The sequence below is a fragment of the Agrobacterium larrymoorei genome, assembly GCF_013322225.1.
GTDB classification, from domain to species: domain Bacteria; phylum Pseudomonadota; class Alphaproteobacteria; order Rhizobiales; family Rhizobiaceae; genus Agrobacterium; species Agrobacterium larrymoorei_A.
The window spans coordinates 69,155-86,418 of the sequence record NZ_JAAMFB010000024.1; the positions used below are offsets into that span (position 1 = coordinate 69,155).

General features: G+C 59.5%; 10 protein-coding genes. All 10 read left to right on the forward strand.

The features are described from left to right. Position 1 precedes the first annotated feature (1 nt). The 10 genes from G6L28_RS15625 to G6L28_RS15670 all read left to right on the forward strand — a co-directional run bounded on the left by G6L28_RS15625 (position 2) and on the right by G6L28_RS15670 (position 17,237). Positions 2-2,422, forward strand: a complete 2,421-nt coding sequence (locus G6L28_RS15625; RefSeq protein WP_425292684.1) for a circularly permuted type 2 ATP-grasp protein — start codon at positions 2-4, stop codon at positions 2,420-2,422. A 3-nt stretch (positions 2,423-2,425) separates the two neighbouring features. Further along, complete coding sequence (locus G6L28_RS15630; protein WP_174064753.1) at positions 2,426-3,307, forward strand: transglutaminase family protein; 882 nt, start codon at positions 2,426-2,428, stop codon at positions 3,305-3,307. A gap of 265 nt (positions 3,308-3,572) precedes the next feature. Further along, positions 3,573-4,880, forward strand: coding sequence for a vWA domain-containing protein (locus G6L28_RS15635; protein ID WP_234902600.1), 1,308 nt, complete (start codon positions 3,573-3,575; stop codon positions 4,878-4,880). Between the two features lie 220 nt (positions 4,881-5,100). After that, a complete protein-coding gene (locus G6L28_RS15640) occupies positions 5,101-7,563 on the forward strand; it encodes a glycogen/starch/alpha-glucan phosphorylase (RefSeq protein WP_174064754.1) in 2,463 nt (820 codons plus the stop codon). After that, positions 7,563-9,770, forward strand: a complete 2,208-nt coding sequence (gene glgB, locus G6L28_RS15645; protein WP_174064755.1) for a 1,4-alpha-glucan branching protein GlgB — start codon at positions 7,563-7,565, stop codon at positions 9,768-9,770. Before G6L28_RS15640 ends, glgB begins: the two co-directional genes overlap by 1 nt. 70 nt (positions 9,771-9,840) lie before the next feature. Continuing rightward, positions 9,841-11,103: a glucose-1-phosphate adenylyltransferase gene (gene glgC / locus G6L28_RS15650; RefSeq protein ID WP_174064756.1), complete on the forward strand. Its 1,263-nt coding sequence runs from the start codon at positions 9,841-9,843 to the stop codon at positions 11,101-11,103. Positions 11,104-11,108: 5 nt separating this feature from the next. Then, on the forward strand, positions 11,109-12,551 hold the full coding sequence (gene glgA / locus G6L28_RS15655; protein WP_174064757.1) for a glycogen synthase GlgA: 1,443 nt from the start codon (positions 11,109-11,111) through the stop codon (positions 12,549-12,551). Continuing rightward, on the forward strand, positions 12,552-14,183 hold the full coding sequence (locus G6L28_RS15660) for an alpha-D-glucose phosphate-specific phosphoglucomutase (RefSeq protein WP_174064758.1): 1,632 nt from the start codon (positions 12,552-12,554) through the stop codon (positions 14,181-14,183). Between the two features lie 532 nt (positions 14,184-14,715). Further along, complete coding sequence (gene glgX / locus G6L28_RS15665) at positions 14,716-16,668, forward strand: glycogen debranching protein GlgX (RefSeq protein WP_174064759.1); 1,953 nt, start codon at positions 14,716-14,718, stop codon at positions 16,666-16,668. 80 nt (positions 16,669-16,748) lie between these two features. Then, positions 16,749-17,237: a MaoC family dehydratase gene (locus G6L28_RS15670; RefSeq protein ID WP_174064760.1), complete on the forward strand. Its 489-nt coding sequence runs from the start codon at positions 16,749-16,751 to the stop codon at positions 17,235-17,237. The last annotated feature ends 27 nt before the right edge of the window (positions 17,238-17,264 follow it).

Here is a 17,264-nt window from a genome sequence, read left to right on the forward strand (position 1 = left end):
GGTGGCGAAAGCACCGGCAATGGAACGGAAAGGGGAGGAAACCGGCATGGCGTCCATGCTCGGCTATCGCGCCCTGCCCGGCGTTGCCGATGAAATGCTGGATATAGATGGGCGCATCCGCCCCGTCTGGCAGCCCTTCGTCAACGCGCTGTCGCGCATGGACGAGCGCGAGTTGCACGAGCGCTTTTCCCGCACCGACCGTTATCTGCGCGACGCCGGTGTGTTCTATCGCGATTACAGCGCGCAAGGCAGCGGGGGTGGCAGCAGCGAACGCAACTGGCCGATTTCCCACGTTCCGGTGCTGATCGACGAGAAGGAATGGGAGGCCGTACAACGCGGCCTTGTCCAGCGTGCCAACCTTCTGGAAGCGGTGGTCGCCGATATTTACGGCGAAAACAAACTGGTGCAGCAAGGCTTCGTGCCGCCGTCCCTGATCGCCTCCAACCCGGAATATTTGCGCCCGCTGGAAGGGGTCAAACCGGCGGATGGCCATTATCTGCATTTCTGTTCCTTTGAAATCGGTCGCGGGCCGGATGGCAACTGGTGGGTGCTGGCAGACCGCACGCAGGCGCCCTCAGGCGCAGGCTTTGCGCTGGAAAACCGCGTGGCGACCACCCGCGCCTTTTCGGATATCTACGCCGAATCCCACGTTCACCGCCTCGCTTCCTTCTTCGGCGCATTCCGCGACACGTTGCAGGCTCGCCGCCAGCACCCGGATGACCGTATCGCCGTTCTGACCCCCGGCCCTGCCAGCGAAACCTATTTCGAACATGCCTATATCGCCCGCTACCTCGGCTTCATGCTGCTGGAAGGCGAAGACCTGACGGTCGTCAACAACCGCGTCATGGTACGCACCGTCGCGGGCCTTAAGCCCGTCGGCGTGCTGTGGCGGCGGCTGGATGCCTCCTATGCCGACCCGCTGGAGCTGGACCAGAACTCCCATATCGGCACCCCCGGCATGGTGCAGGCGCTGCGTGCCGGTTCGCTCAGCATCGTCAACGCGCTCGGCACCGGCATTCTGGAAACCCGCGCCCTTCTCGCCTTCATGCCCGCCATCTGTCGCCATCTCATGGCCGAAGACCTCGCCATGCCGTCCATCGCCACATGGTGGTGCGGCCAAGGGTCGGAACGGGAACATGTGGCGCGCAATATCGAGCGCATGGTCATCGGCCCCGCCTATTCCCGCCTGCCCTTCTTCGATGATAACGGCCAGTCCGTGCTCGGCTCCAAACTGCGTGAAACGGCCAAGGATTCCATCAGCGACTGGCTGGCAAGCGACGGCCAGAAGCTGGTCGGTCAGGAAGTGGTCACGCTCTCCACCACACCCGCCTTCGTGGATGGCAAGCTGGTGCCGCGCCCCATGAGCCTTCGCGTCTTTGTCGCGCGCACGCAGGATGGCTGGCAGGTCATGCCCGGCGGCTTTGCCCGCATCGGCCGCAGCAACGATGTGGCGGCCATCGCGATGCAGGCGGGCGGCAGTGCTGCCGACGTCTGGATCGTCTCAAACAAGCCGGTGGAGCGCACCACGCTTCTGCCGCCGGAAGAAAACTTCATCCGCAACATGCCAGGTAGCCTGCCCAGCCGCGCTGCGGACAATCTCTTCTGGCTGGGCCGCTATATCGAGCGCTCCGAAGGCGCGCTGCGAATCTTACGCGCATGGCACGCCCGCTATGCCGAGTCCGCCGATCCGAAACAGCCGCTTCTTGCCCATGTGACGAAGTATCTGGAAACCGTCGATATCGACGTAGACGAGCCGGTTCCCGCCAGCCTGATCGCCAATATCAACAGCGCCATCTATTCCGCCAGCAATATCCGCGATCGCTTCTCGCCGGATGGCTGGCTGGCGCTGAACGATCTGGCAAAGACCGCCCGCCGTTTCCAGAGCAAGATCAGCGCGGGCGATGACGCCACCCACGCCATGACCATCCTCCTGCGCAAGCTCGCGGGCTTTGCCGGTCTGGTGCATGAAAACATGTACCGCTTCACCGGCTGGCGCTTCCTCGCTGTCGGTCGCTATCTGGAACGCGGCCTGCATATGACGCGCCTGCTCGGCCACATGAGCGGGCCGGATGCGCCGGATGGTTCCTATGACATGCTGCTCGAAATCGGCGATAGCGTCATGACCCACCGCCGCCGCTACAATGTCGCCACGGCAGGCCTCACCGTCATGGACCTGCTCGGGCTCGATCCGCTCAACCCGCGCTCCATCCTGTTCCAGCTCAACGAAATCCGCACCGAGGTGGAGCAGTTGCCGAACGCCTTCGTCAACGGCCAGATGTCGCCTTTCTATCGGGAGGCGATGCGCATCCATTCCGGTCTCGCCGTCATGACGCCCGAACAGCTCTCCGGCGCGGTCTTCAGCCAGCTGGAGAAGGATCTGGAGCGGCTCTCCGACATTCTCGCACAAACCTATCTCGGATAACCGATGCTCTACGATCTTTCGCTGCACATGGGTTATCTCTACGATACGCTTGCCTCAGGCGCGCGCCACATCATCCGCGTGACCCCACTCTCCATTCCCGGCAGGCAGCGGCTGGTGGCGGGCTCGCTCAGCGTCTCCCCGACCCCGGATGAGCGCACCGTCTTCAATGATTTCTTTGAGCAGAGCGCCACATCGGTTTACCTGCGCACAGCCCATGACAAGCTGGATATCCGCATGCAGGCGCGCGTAGCGGTGGAGAACCCCTCGTTGACGGCTGATTTTTCGCCGGAATTGCCAAAGCTTCAGGCCGAGCTTGCCGATGTCTGGTCGCTTGATCCACAATCGCCGCATCATCTTGCGGGCAACAGCCCCCGCATCGGCGAAAACGCAGCGATTGCCGCCTATGCCCGCGAAACGATCAAGCCCGGCATGACCATCCGCGAAATCGCTTTCGCCGTCTGCAATCGCATCTACAAGGACTTCACCTACGACAGCGAAGCGACGACCGTGGATACGACGCCAGCGCAGGCTTTCAAGCTGAAGCGCGGCGTCTGTCAGGATTTCTCCCACATCATGATCTCAGCACTCCGCAGCCTCGGCATTCCGGCGGGTTACGTCAGCGGCTTCCTGCGCACCATTCCGCCACCGGGCAAGGAGCGGCTGGAAGGTGCAGATGCCATGCATGCATGGGTGCGCGTCTGGTGCGGCGAATCCACCGGCTATATCGAACTCGACCCGACAAACGATATCGTCGCTGGCGGTGATCATATCGTTGTCGGCTATGGTCGCGACTATGCCGATATCGCCCCTGTCATCGGCGTGCTGAAAAGCTACGGAAACCAGCAGACGATGCAGGCCGTGGATGTCGTGCCCGTCAAGAACTGAGCGTTCTTTTACGGCACAGCCGTCATCGCAAAACCTGTATCAAAAGAAGCGATGGCGCAGTGTTACAACAAAAAATTGTCCCATTTCAGAGACTCGATAAAATTGCTCACGTAACGTTAGGGGAATCTATACCCGCATAATTGTAGTCAAATATCATGATTTACCGGAGCTATTCTGCATTTCTTCGAAACGCTAAACCGCTCCTCCTTATTTTCACGCATTGTCCAGACGCAAAACCGCTTCACACTTTTGCTGGAAATGCTCGATGGGGTTGAACATGATGTTCATGAAGGCTGCGGGTATGAGATCGATACGGGCTTTCCTTGCCGACCGGCAGGGCAATTTCGCTATGATGACAGCAATAACCCTGCCCGTGCTTTTCGGCGTTGCAGGTGCCGGGGTGGAAATGACCCGCGTCATGCAAATCAAGTCCGAGTTGCAGAACGCAGCGGACGCGGCAACGCTTTCGGTTGCAACCGACGCCCGGATTTCCGAGGGCAAGAAAAGCGATGCGGAATATGCCCAAGCCGTGAAGGACCATATCAAGCGTCATCTGGACGAGATTCACCAGCGCGAGGAACAGACGACCGCGACAGAACAGGGCGAGGAGCAATATGTTAATGATGACGGAAAGGACGATTTAGACGTCGAACTCGATCCCGTCGCCAGCCGTTCTGAAACGTCCAAAGGCACCGTCTTCAATATTTCTGCCACGATGAATTACCCCATCGCGCTTAACCCGCTGCTCGGCTTCATCGGCGCGGAAACCATGACCGTCAGGATCAGCAGCACGGCGCAAAGCACCTTCAACAAGGGTGTGCCGATGTCGATGTATCTCGTGCTGGACCGCTCCGGCTCGATGTCTTTCAGGACGGATACGCTGGACAGCAAGAAGTCCTGCCAGAACTACGAGTTGAGCAACTGGAACAGGTATCCGACCCTGCCCAACTCATCGCCCTGCTACGTCAACAAAAGCACGTCCCTGAAGACGGCAGTGTCCTTTCTGGTCGAAACGCTGAACAAGTCCGACGCCACTTACAAGGCCAGCAGTTCCCCGCAGTCCACGCTCGTTCGCACCGCAGCGATTGCCTATAATGATGTGAGCTTCACCGCCCAGGCAATGGATTGGGGCACCTCGAAAGCAAACACTTATGTTCAGGCCATTCCGCAATATCCGACAGGCGGCACCAATGCCAATGCGGCCTTGACCACCGCCTTCAACGCTCTCAAGGCGACGAACAAGACCGAAGCTACCGAGCATGCAAAAAACAAGAATACGCATTTCGAACGCTATATCGTGCTGATGACCGACGGCGAGATGACCGGCTCCAGCTCCAGCTGGAATGCCACCATCGACGGCCAGGTGCGCGCCACATGCGCCGCTGCGAAAGCCGATGGCATCAAGATTTTCTCCATCGCCTTCATGGCCCCGGACAAGGGCAAGTCGCTGCTGCAAACCTGCGCGACCAGCCTCGACAATTATTACGCACCGGAAAACATGGAGCAGATCGTGGCCGCTTTCGGCGATATTGCCCGCAAGGCTGCAAGCATTTCCAGCCGCCTGACGAACTAAACAGCTTTTTCTCAGGAAGCATTTCAACCACGCGGGGGTCGCAAAAGCCCCGCGTGGTTTTTGATGTTTGTCAACACGCTTGTCCGGTCAGTGCCGTGCAATCCATGTTTGCAAAAAGGGCTGTTGCCACAGCGGCTTATCGATGCATAAACTGAGCGTGAACAACATGACGGCTCACGAGAATCAGACCCTCTCCTCCCATCAAGGTGCTGACCGACCCATGATCAATAAACTCGCTACCAACGATCTTCCCCGCCCCGCGCCGCGCAGTTCAGACCCGACGATCCTCGCCAACGAGATCATCGAGCGACTGACCTATCGTATCGGCAAGGACGTCAAAGTTGCCAAACCGCATGACTGGCTGACCGCAACCATCCTCGTCGTGCGCGACCGCATCATCGACAAGTGGATGGAATCCACCCGCAAGGCCTATCAGAACGACAGCAAGCGCGTCTATTACCTGTCGCTGGAGTTCCTGATCGGTCGCCTGATGCGCGATGCGATTTCCAATCTCGGCCTCATGGAAGAAATTCGCGATGCGCTGACCTCGCTGGGCGTCGAATTCGACGTGATCGCCGGGCTCGAGCCGGATGCGGCGCTGGGCAATGGCGGTCTTGGCCGTCTCGCCGCATGCTTCATGGAATCCATGGCCACCGTCGATATCCCGGCTTACGGCTACGGCATTCGTTATGTCCACGGCCTGTTCCGCCAGCAGATGGCCGATGGCTGGCAGGTGGAACTGCCGGAAACATGGCTTGCCCACGGCAACCCCTGGGAATTCGAGCGCCGCGAAAGCTCCTACGAAATCGGCTTCGGCGGCGCCGTCGATACGGTCGGCGGCTATGAAGAACCGCAGCGCTTCGTCTGGAAGCCAGCCGAACGCGTCATCGCAATGGCGGTCGATACGCCGGTCGTCGGCTGGCGCGGCACCCGCGTCAACACGCTGCGCCTCTGGTCCGCCCAGCCCATCGACCCGATCCTGCTCGACGCCTTCAATGCGGGCGACCACATCGGTGCGCTGCGCGAAAGCAACAAGGCGGAATCGCTCACCCGCGTTCTTTACCCGGCAGACGCCAATCCGGCGGGTCAGGAACTGCGTCTGCGGCAGGAATATTTCTTCTCGTCCGCGTCGCTGCAAGACATTCTACGCCGTCATTTGCAGCAGTACCCGGATTTCACCAATCTGGCAGACAAGGTCTCGATCCAGCTCAACGACACCCATCCGGCCATTTCCATTGCCGAGATGATGCGCCTGCTGACGGATGTTCACGGGCTGGAATTTGAGGAAGCGTGGGATATCACCCGCGGCACCTTCTCCTACACCAACCACACGCTTCTTCCCGAGGCGCTGGAAAGCTGGCCGGTGCCTCTCCTGGAGCGCCTTTTGCCGCGCCACATGCAGATCATCTACGCGATCAACGCCAATACGCTGGTCTATGCCCGCAAGGAAAAGAAGTTCGCGGATCAGGAAATCCGCTCGATTTCGCTAATCGACGAGGGCGGCGAGCGCCGCGTGCGCATGGGCAACCTTGCCTTCATCGGCTCCCATTCCATCAACGGCGTGTCGGCGCTGCATACGGACCTCATGAAGGAAACGGTGTTTTCCGACCTTCACCGGCTGTACCCGGACCGCATCAACAACAAGACCAACGGCATTACACCGCGCCGCTGGCTGATGCAGTGCAACCCCGGCCTCACCGATCTCATCCGCGAAGCCATCGGCGATGCGTTTCTGGATGATGCGGAAAAGCTGGTGGAGCTGGATCGTTTTGCAGAAGATTCCGCCTTCCGCGAGAAGTTCGCTGCGATCAAGCGCCAGAACAAGGTGCGGCTCGCCAACACCATCACCCAGCGCATGGGCATCCGCATCGATCCATCGGCGCTGTTCGATATCCAGATCAAGCGCATCCACGAATACAAGCGCCAGCTTCTGAACCTGATCGAAGCTGTTGCGCTTTACGATCAAATTCGTTCTCACCCGGAACTGGATTGGGTTCCAAGAGTTAAGTTGTTCGCCGGAAAGGCAGCGCCGAGTTATCACAACGCCAAGCTCATTATTAAGCTCGCCAACGATATCGCACGCGTCATCAACAACGATCCGGCAGTGCGTGGGCTTCTGAAAGTGGTATTTGTTCCGAATTACAACGTGTCGCTCGCGGAAATCATGGTTCCCGCAGCAGACCTCTCAGAGCAGATTTCCACCGCTGGCATGGAAGCATCCGGAACCGGCAACATGAAATTTGCGCTGAACGGCGCACTCACCATCGGCACGCTGGACGGCGCCAATGTCGAAATGCTGGAGCATGTCGGAAAGGACAACATCGTCATCTTCGGCAAGACCGCCGATGAGGTGGCGAAGGCCCGCGCCGAGGGCCACAATCCCCGCGCCATCATAGAAAGCTCGACAGAGCTGGCGCAGGCCGTTTCCTCCATCGCATCGGGCGTCTTCTCGCCGGATGACCGCTCGCGCTTCGCAGGGCTGATGGACGGCATCTATAATAATGACTGGTTCATGGTCGCAGCGGATTTCGACGCTTACGCGCACGCACAGCGCGATGTCGATGCCATCTGGAGCGAGCCCACGAGCTGGTACGAAAAAACCGTTCGCAATACGGCGCGCATGGGCTGGTTCTCGTCCGACAGGACGATCCGGCAATATGCGTCCGAAATCTGGAGAGCATAATGAAGAAACCGCTCAATGAAGCCGAAGAGAAAAAGACTGGCGCAATAGCAAAGGCTGAAATCGAGGCGATCAAGAGCGGTTTGCATTCCAATCCATTCGCCGTTCTCGGTGTCCACCAGACACCGGACGGCTATGTGGCCCGCTGTCTCATTCCCGGCGCGGAAGAAGTGACCGTGCTGACACTGGACGGCACGGTCGTGGGCGAACTGACCCGCACGGATGCGGACGGCTTTTTCGAAGGCCCGATCGGCATCACCAAACGCCAGCCAATCCGTTATCGCGCCGCCCGCGACGATGCGGAATGGGCTGTCACCGACCCTTACAGCTTCGGCCCGGTCCTCGGCCCCATGGACGACTACCTCGTCCGCGAGGGCTCGCATCTTCGTCTGTTCGACAAGATGGGCGCACATCCTCTGAAACTCGAAGGCTGCGAAGGCTTCCACTTCGCCGTCTGGGCTCCCAATGCACGGCGCGTTTCCGTGGTCGGAGATTTCAACAACTGGGATGGCCGCCGTCACGTCATGCGCTTCCGCAAGGACACCGGCATATGGGAAATCTTTGCACCGGATGTCTATGCGGGCTGCACCTACAAGTTCGAGATCATCGGTCCCCATGGCGAACTTCTGCCGCTGAAGGCGGACCCCTATGCCCGCCGCGCCGAACTGCGCCCCAAGAACGCGTCCGTCACCACACCCGAACTGGTGCAGGAATGGGAAGACGACGCCCACCGAAAGCATTGGGCAAGCGTCGACCAGCGCCGCCAACCGATCAGCATTTACGAGGTCCATGCCGCGTCCTGGCGCCGCCGCGAAGACGGCTCAATGCTGACATGGGACGAACTGGCAGCCAGCCTCATCCCCTATTGCGCCGACATGGGTTTCACCCATATCGAGTTTCTGCCCGTTACCGAACATCCCTATGATCCGTCATGGGGCTATCAGACCACCGGCCTCTATGCCCCAACCGCCCGCTTCGGAGAGCCGGAAGGCTTCGCCCGCTTCGTCAATGGCGCGCACAAGGTCGGTATCGGCGTTCTGCTGGATTGGGTGCCCGCCCACTTCCCGACGGATGAACACGGCCTGAAATGGTTCGACGGCACCGCGCTGTATGAACATGCCGACCCGCGTCAGGGCTTCCACCCGGACTGGAACACCGCGATCTATAATTTCGGTCGCGTCGAGGTGATGTCCTACCTCATCAACAACGCGCTCTACTGGGCCGAGAAATTCCACCTCGACGGCCTGCGCGTCGATGCGGTCGCCTCGATGCTCTACCTCGATTATTCCCGCAAGGAAGGCGAGTGGATACCCAATGAATATGGCGGGCGCGAAAACCTTGAATCGGTCCGCTTCCTGCAAAAGATGAACACGCTGGTCTATGGCAACCACCCCGGCGTCATGACCATTGCCGAGGAATCCACCTCATGGCCCAAGGTCTCGCAGCCGGTTCATGAAGGCGGTCTCGGCTTTGGCTTCAAGTGGAACATGGGCTTCATGCATGACACGCTGAGCTATTTTCAGCGTGAGCCGGTGCATCGCAAGTTCCACCATCAGGAACTCACCTTCGGCCTGCTCTATGCGTTTAGCGAGAACTTCGTGCTGCCGATTTCCCACGATGAAGTGGTACACGGCAAGGGCTCGATGATCGCCAAGATGCCGGGCGACGACTGGCAGAAATTCGCAAACCTGCGCGCCTATTACGCCTTCATGTGGGGTTACCCCGGCAAGAAGCTGCTGTTCATGGGACAGGAATTCGCGCAGTGGAGCGAGTGGAGCGAAAAGGGTTCACTCGACTGGAACCTGCTGCAATATCATATGCATGAGGGCATGCGCCGCTTGGTGCGCGACCTCAACTTCATGTACCGCTCGAAAGGCGCGCTCCATGCGCGCGATTGCGAGCCAGAAGGCTTCCAGTGGCTGTCGGCGGATGATCATGAGAACTCCGTCTTCGCATGGCTGCGCTCCGCACCCGGCGAAAAGCCGGTCGCCGTGATTGCCAATCTCACGCCTGTCTATCGTGAGAATTTCTACGTGCCGCTGCCCGCCGCCGGGCGCTGGCGCGAGGTTCTGAACACGGATGCCGAGATTTACGGCGGCACCGGCAAGGGCAATGGCGGGCGCGTGCAGGCGGTCGATGCCGGAGGCAGCATCGGCGCGACACTGACGCTTCCACCACTTGCCGTCATCATGCTGGAGCCGGAACAATAGGCCACATGCCTGACATGCAGAATAACGGGAACATTAACGGAATAGCCGGGAATTTTATGGGAGGACATCCATGAACGAGAAAAGAGTTCAGCCACTGGCGCGCGATGCAATGGCCTATGTGCTCGCAGGGGGGCGCGGCAGCCGCCTCAAGGAACTGACGGACAGGCGTGCAAAACCCGCCGTCTATTTCGGCGGCAAAGCGCGCATCATCGACTTCGCACTGTCGAATGCGCTCAACTCCGGCATTCGCCGCATCGGTGTGGCCACGCAGTACAAGGCCCACTCGCTTATCCGCCACATGCAGCGCGGCTGGGACTTCTTCAGGCCAGAACGTAACGAAAGCTTCGACATTCTGCCCGCCTCCCAGCGCGTGTCGGAAACGCAGTGGTACGAAGGCACGGCAGATGCCGTCTACCAGAACATCGATATCATCGAGGCCCATGGCCCGGAATACATGGTCATTCTGGCGGGCGATCATATCTACAAGATGGATTACGAATACATGCTGCAGCAGCATGTCGATTCCGGTGCCGACGTCACCATCGGTTGCCTTGAAGTGCCGCGCATGGAAGCCACCGGTTTCGGCGTGATGCATGTGGATGAGAAAGACCAGATCATCAACTTCATCGAAAAGCCAGCCGATCCGCCGGGCATTCCGGGCAACGAGGAATTCGCGCTCGCCTCCATGGGCATTTACGTGTTCCACACCAAGTTCCTGATGGACGCACTGCGCCGCGATGCCAGCGACCCCAATTCCAGCCGCGATTTCGGTAAGGATATCATTCCCTACATCGTCAACCACGGCAAAGCCGTCGCCCACCGCTTTGCCGCTTCCTGCGTGCGCTCCGATTTCGAGCATGAACCCTACTGGCGCGATGTCGGTACGGTCGACGCTTACTGGCAGGCCAATATCGATCTCACCGATATCGTTCCCGACCTCGATATCTACGACAAGTCCTGGCCGATCTGGACCTATGCTGAAATCCTGCCGCCTGCCAAGTTCGTGCATGACGATGAAAACCGTCGCGGTTCTGCCACCTCGTCGGTCGTGGCGGGCGATTGCATCATCTCCGGCTCGTCGCTGAACCGCAGCCTGTTGTTCACAGGTGTCAGGGCAAATTCATATTCGCGCCTTGAGAATGCCGTAGTGCTGCCGAGTGTGAAGATCGGACGCCGCGCGCAGCTCAGCAATGTGGTGATCGACCATGGCGTGGTGATCCCGGAAGGACTGATCGTTGGCGAAGACCCGGAACTCGATGCAAAACGTTTCCGCCGCACCGAAAAGGGCATCTGCCTGATAACCCAATCGATGATCGACAAGCTGGACCTGTAGTGCCCATGAAAGTTCTTTCGGTCGCCTCCGAAATCTACCCGCTGATCAAGACAGGAGGGCTCGCCGATGTTGCCGGCGCGCTTCCTATCGCACTGAAAGCCTACGGCGTCGAAACACGCACCTTGATACCGGGCTATCCGGCGGTGAAATCCGCTGTGACGGATGCGGTAAAGATTGGCGAGTTTCCTGATCTTTTGGGCGCGCAGGCAGAAATTTTCGAGGCGCATCACGAAGGTCTCGACCTGTTGATCCTGGACGCCCCGGCCTATTTCGACCGGCCCGCCGGTCCCTATCTCGATTCGACGGGTAAGGATTTCGCCGACAACTGGAAGCGCTTTGCCGCCCTCTCCCTTGCGGCGGCCGAAATCGCCGCGGGCAAGCTCGACGGATGGCAGCCGGATTTGCTGCACGCCCATGATTGGCAGGCCGCCATGGCCCCGGTCTATATGCGCTATGCGCAAACGCCGGAAATTCCGAGCGTTCTCACCATCCACAACATCGCATTCCAGGGCCAGTTCGGCGCCAATATTTTCAGCGAGCTCAGCCTGCCTGCCCATGCCTTCACCACCGAAAGCATCGAATATTACAACGATATCAGCTATCTGAAGGGTGGCTTGCAGACAGCGACGGCGCTCAGCACCGTCAGCCCTTCCTATGCCGAGGAGATCCTCACGCCGGAATTCGGCATGGGGCTGGAAGGCGTCATCCGCAGTCGCGCCCATGTGCTGCACGGCATCGTCAACGGCATCGACGCGGAAGTCTGGAACCCTGCCACCGACCATTTCATACCGCACAATTATGTCGCCGCGAACCTGAAGCTGCGCACGCTCAACAAGGCCGCCGTCGCCAGCCATTTCCGTATCGATCAGGATAGCGGGCCGCTGTTCTGCGTCATCTCCCGCCTCACCTGGCAGAAGGGCATCGACCTGATTGCCGAAGTGGTGGACGATATCGTCGGCATGGGTGGGCGTCTGGTCGTGCTGGGTGCTGGCGAAATTCCTCTGGAAGGCGCGCTTCTGGATGCCGCCTCCCGCCATCCCGGCCGCGTCGGCGTCGCCATCGGTTATAACGAGCCGCTGTCACATCTCATGCAGGCAGGCTCAGATGCCATCATCATTCCGTCGCGTTTCGAGCCATGTGGCCTCACCCAGCTTTACGCGCTGCGCTATGGGTGTGTACCGGTGGTTGCGCGCAATGGCGGTTTGAACGATACGGTCATCGACGCAAACCACGCCGCAATGTCTGCCAGAGTGGCGACAGGTGTGCAGTTTTCTTCCATTACGCCGGATGGATTGCGACAGGCAATCCGCCGCACCATACGATATTACCGAGAACCGAAGCTGTGGACGCAGGTGCAGAAACAGGGGATGAAATCGGATGTTTCCTGGGAAAAGAGCGCCGGGCTTTACGCCGCGCTTTACGCCCAACTTACGTCGAAAGGCCATTGAATGACGATCAAGACCGTCCAGACCAAACCTTTTCAGGACCAGAAGCCGGGTACATCCGGCCTGCGAAAAAAGGTGCCGGTTTTCGCGCAGGAGAACTACGCGGAAAACTTCATCCAGTCGATCTTCGATAGCCTCGAAGGCTTTGCCGGACAGACTTTGGTAATCGGCGGCGATGGCCGTTATTACAACCGCGAAGTCATCCAGAAGGCGATCAAGATGGCTGCCGCCGCTGGCTTCGGCAAGGTGCTGGTCGGTCAGGGCGGCATTCTCTCCACGCCTGCCGCCTCCAACATCATCCGCAAATACAAGGCCTTCGGCGGCATCGTGCTGTCTGCCAGCCACAACCCCGGCGGCCCGAACGAAGATTTCGGCATCAAGTACAATATCGGCAATGGCGGACCTGCCCCGGAAAAGATCACCGACGCCATCTTCGCCCGAACCAAGTCGATCGAGACCTACCGCATCGCGGAAGCCTCCGATGTCGATCTCGACAAGATCGGCTCTTCGGACGTCGCAGGCATGAGTGTCGAAGTCATCGATCCGGTGGCCGATTACGCCACCCTGATGGAAGAGCTGTTCGATTTCGACGCTATCCGCAATCTCATCACAGGCGGCTTCCGGGTCGTGGTCGATTCGATGAGCGCGGTCACCGGCCCCTACGCCGTCGAGATCATTGAAAAGCGCCTCGGCGCACCAGCCGGTTCCGTCCACAACTCCGTACCGCTACCGGATTTCGGTGGCCATCACCCGGACCCGAACCTCGTCCACGCCAAGGACATGTACGATGCCGTGATGAGCCGGGAAGGCCCGGATTTCGGCGCTGCTTCCGATGGCGATGGCGACCGCAACATGGTTGTCGGCAAGGGCATGTTCGTTACGCCTTCTGACTCGCTTGCCATTATCGCTGCCAACGCCAAGCTCGCGCCCGGCTATGCGGCTGGCATTTCCGGCATTGCCCGCTCCATGCCGACCAGTGCGGCCGCAGACCGCGTGGCTGAAAAGCTCGGCATCGGCATGTATGAAACGCCGACCGGCTGGAAGTTCTTCGGCAACCTGTTGGACGCTGGCAAAGTCACCGTCTGCGGTGAAGAAAGCTTCGGCACCGGCTCCAACCATGTGCGCGAAAAAGACGGCCTCTGGGCCGTGCTGTTCTGGCTGAACATCGTTGCCGCCCGCAAGGAAAGCGTCAAGGATATCGTCACCAAGCACTGGGCCGAATATGGCCGCAACTACTATTCCCGCCACGACTACGAGGAAGTGGATTCCGACGCCGCCAACACGCTGGTCACGACGCTGCGTGAAAAGCTGGCCACCCTGCCCGGCACCACCTATGGCGCGCTGAAGGTCAAGTCCGCAGACGACTTCGCCTATAACGACCCGGTCGACCAGTCCGTCAGCAAGAACCAGGGTATCCGCATCCTCTTCGAAGGTGGCTCCCGCATCGTGCTTCGCCTCTCCGGCACCGGCACCGCAGGCGCAACGCTGCGTCTCTATGTGGAACGCTACGAGGCCGACGCGTCGCGCCACAACATCGAAACGCAGGAAGCCTTGGCGGATTTGATCGCGGCGGCGGATGCGATTGCGGGGATCAAGAAGCATACGGGGCGTGATGCGCCGACGGTTATTACGTAAGGCAGAGGGTGCGGCTGGGTGACCTCTCCCCTTGTGGGAGAGAAAGCGATTTCGACATCTTAGCGTCAGCTAAGTGTTAGAAATCGCAAGTGAGGGGTTTTGCGGCAACCGCTGAGGACACCCCTCACCTGAAAAATCTATGACTTAGCTAAAGCTAAGATCATGATTTTTCTTCCTCTCCCACAGGGGGAGAGGTAATCCGGTCGCACCGTCGTCACACCCAAAACGTCATCCTCGGGCTTGACCCGAGGATCCACCAGCGGATCGGCAAACTGGAGGTGAACGAGTAAGTACAAACTTACATCTCCTCCATGCTGGACCCAGGGTCAAGTCCGAGCGTAAGGCATAAAAACGGTGCAACTCGGTTGTCTCTCCCCCTGTGGGAGAGAAAGCAATTTCAACATCTTAAGCGCAGCTTAAGTGTTAGAAATTGCAAGTGAGGGGTTACGCTTGACGCGGCGTTGCGCGACCGGTCGCACCGTCTATCTCATAAAACAAACAACCCACGCTTCCAATCTTGAGGGCCAACACCATGCCTCCCATCACCAACCAAGGCCCGACCCTCACCCAATCCGGCACCACCTTCACCGTCTACTCCCGCCACGCCACCCAGATTGAGCTCTGCCTCTTCGACCCCACCGGCACCGCCGAAACCGCCCGCTTCCCCATGGCACGCGGCGACAACCACATCCACAGCATCACCATCACCACACCGAACGCCACCATCGGCACCCGATACGGCTTCCGCGCCCACGGCCCCTATGCGCCCGACCAGGGCCAATGGTTCGACCCATCGAAACTGCTGCTCGACCCCTACGCCACGGAAATAGATCGCCCCTTCCAACATCACCCGGCTCTCTTCACCTTCGGCGAAGACACCGCCAGCATCATGCCGAAAGCCATCGTCGCACAGCACGAACCGGCCAAACGCCAGCCCCCGCACTTCACCCCCGGCGGCCTGATCTACGAAGTGGCCGTCAAACCCTTCACCATCCTTCACCCGGAAATCCCCGAAAACATCCGTGGCACGGTCGCGGCACTCGCCCATCCCGCCATCATTGCGCACCTCAAGAAAATCGGCGTCAGGGCCATCGAACTCATGCCTATCGCCGCATGGATCGACGAGCGGCACCTGCCCCCGCTCGGCCTCACCAATGGCTGGGGCTATAACCCCGTCGGCTTCATGGCGCTTGACCCGCGCCTCTGCCCTGGCGGCGTCAAGGAACTGCGCGAAACCGTCGCCGCGCTACACGACGCAGGCATCGGCGTGATCCTTGATCTCGTCTTCAACCATATCGGTGAAAGCGACCGCTTTGGTTCGACGCTCTCGCTGCGAGGGCTCGATAACCCTACCTACTACCGCCATCTGCCCGACAATCCCGGCACGCTGGTCAACGACACCGGCACCGGCAACACGCTGGCTTGCGATCACCCACAGGTCCGCCAACTGGTGCTGGATACGCTGCGCCACTTCGTCACCCATGCCGGTATCGATGGCTTCCGCTTCGACCTGGCGCCCATCCTCGGACGAACGGTCGAAGGCTTCGACGCAGCTAGCGAAACGCTTACCGCCATGCACGACGACCCGATCCTACAAGACCGCATCCTGATTGCCGAACCCTGGGATATCGGCCCGGGCGGCTATCAACTCGGCAATTTCCCGGAAACCTTTCTCGAATGGAACGACCGCGCCCGCGATGATATCCGCCGATACTGGCGTGGCGATCCCCACACCACTGGCGCGCTGGCAGATGCGCTCGCCGGTTCCGCCTCGATCTTCTCGCGCTACGACCGAACCAAAACCCGCAGCGTCAACTTCATCGCCGCCCATGATGGCTTCACCCTGTTCGATCTCGTCTCCCACGCCCACAAGCACAATGAGGCAAACGGCGAGGAGAACCGCGACGGCCACAATGAAAACCACTCCTGGAACAACGGCATAGAAGGTGTGACCGATGACGCAGGCGTCAACGCCGCGCGCGTCGCAGATGTCAAAGCCCTGCTGTCCACCCTCTTCGTCAGCCGCGGCACCATCATGCTCACCGCAGGCGACGAAGGCGGACGCAGCCAAGGGGGCAACAACAATGCCTATTGTCAGGATAACCGCATTACATGGGTCGACTGGACCGCTCTCGTCCCGGACCTCATCGACCACACCGCTTTCCTGAGCCAGCTTCGCCAGCGCTTCGACGTCTTCGGCAAGATGAATTTCCTCTCGGCAGATGACGTCGAGTGGCTCTCCCCAACCGGTGAGCCGATGAGTGTCAGCGATTGGGAAAGGCCGGAGAGCAAACCCCTCGCCATGGTGCTGAAGACGCTGGACCTCCAGACGGGCAATGCCGCTCGCCTTGCGATCCTCTTCAACAGCACCCGCGAAATCGTGCCCTTTTCCTTACCCGGCGACAACTGGACAGCCGTGGGCACGGATTTCGGCAACCCCGCTTACCTCCCCGCCCGCTCTGTCGTCTTCTATCTCCAAACCTGATTTTGCAGTGCAAAAAAGTTGATTGCGCTTCCTTCATACAGTTGTAAACTTTCAATAAAATCATCCGCTCGTGAGGAACCATGCCCAAGGAAATTGCTCTGGCCGAGGTGAAAGACCTTGTCGGCACCGAGGTCGGCATATCAGACTGGATTACCGTCGATCAGGCGATGATCGATGCCTTCGCCAAGGCGACGCTGGATGACCAGTTCATTCATACCGACCCGGAGCGCGCCAAGGAGGAAAGCCCCTTTGGCGGCACGATCGCGCATGGCTTCCTGACTCTCTCGCTGCTGTCAGCCATGAACTACAGCGCCCTGCCGAAAATCCGCGAACAGACCATGGGCATCAATTACGGCTTTGAAAAACTGCATTTCGTCTCCCCGGTCAAAAGCGGCGCGCGTATCCGTGGCCATTTCACTCTGGCCGAAGCCCGCTTTCGCGGCGCGACCATGCTGATGAACAGCTATGACGTGACGGTGGAAATAGAAGGCGAAAAGAAACCGGCCCTTACGGCCCGCTGGACGACGATCAGCCAGTTCGACCCCAAAGACAGGCCGGAAGACGCCTGAATACATTGCATTGCAGAGGAGGAAACC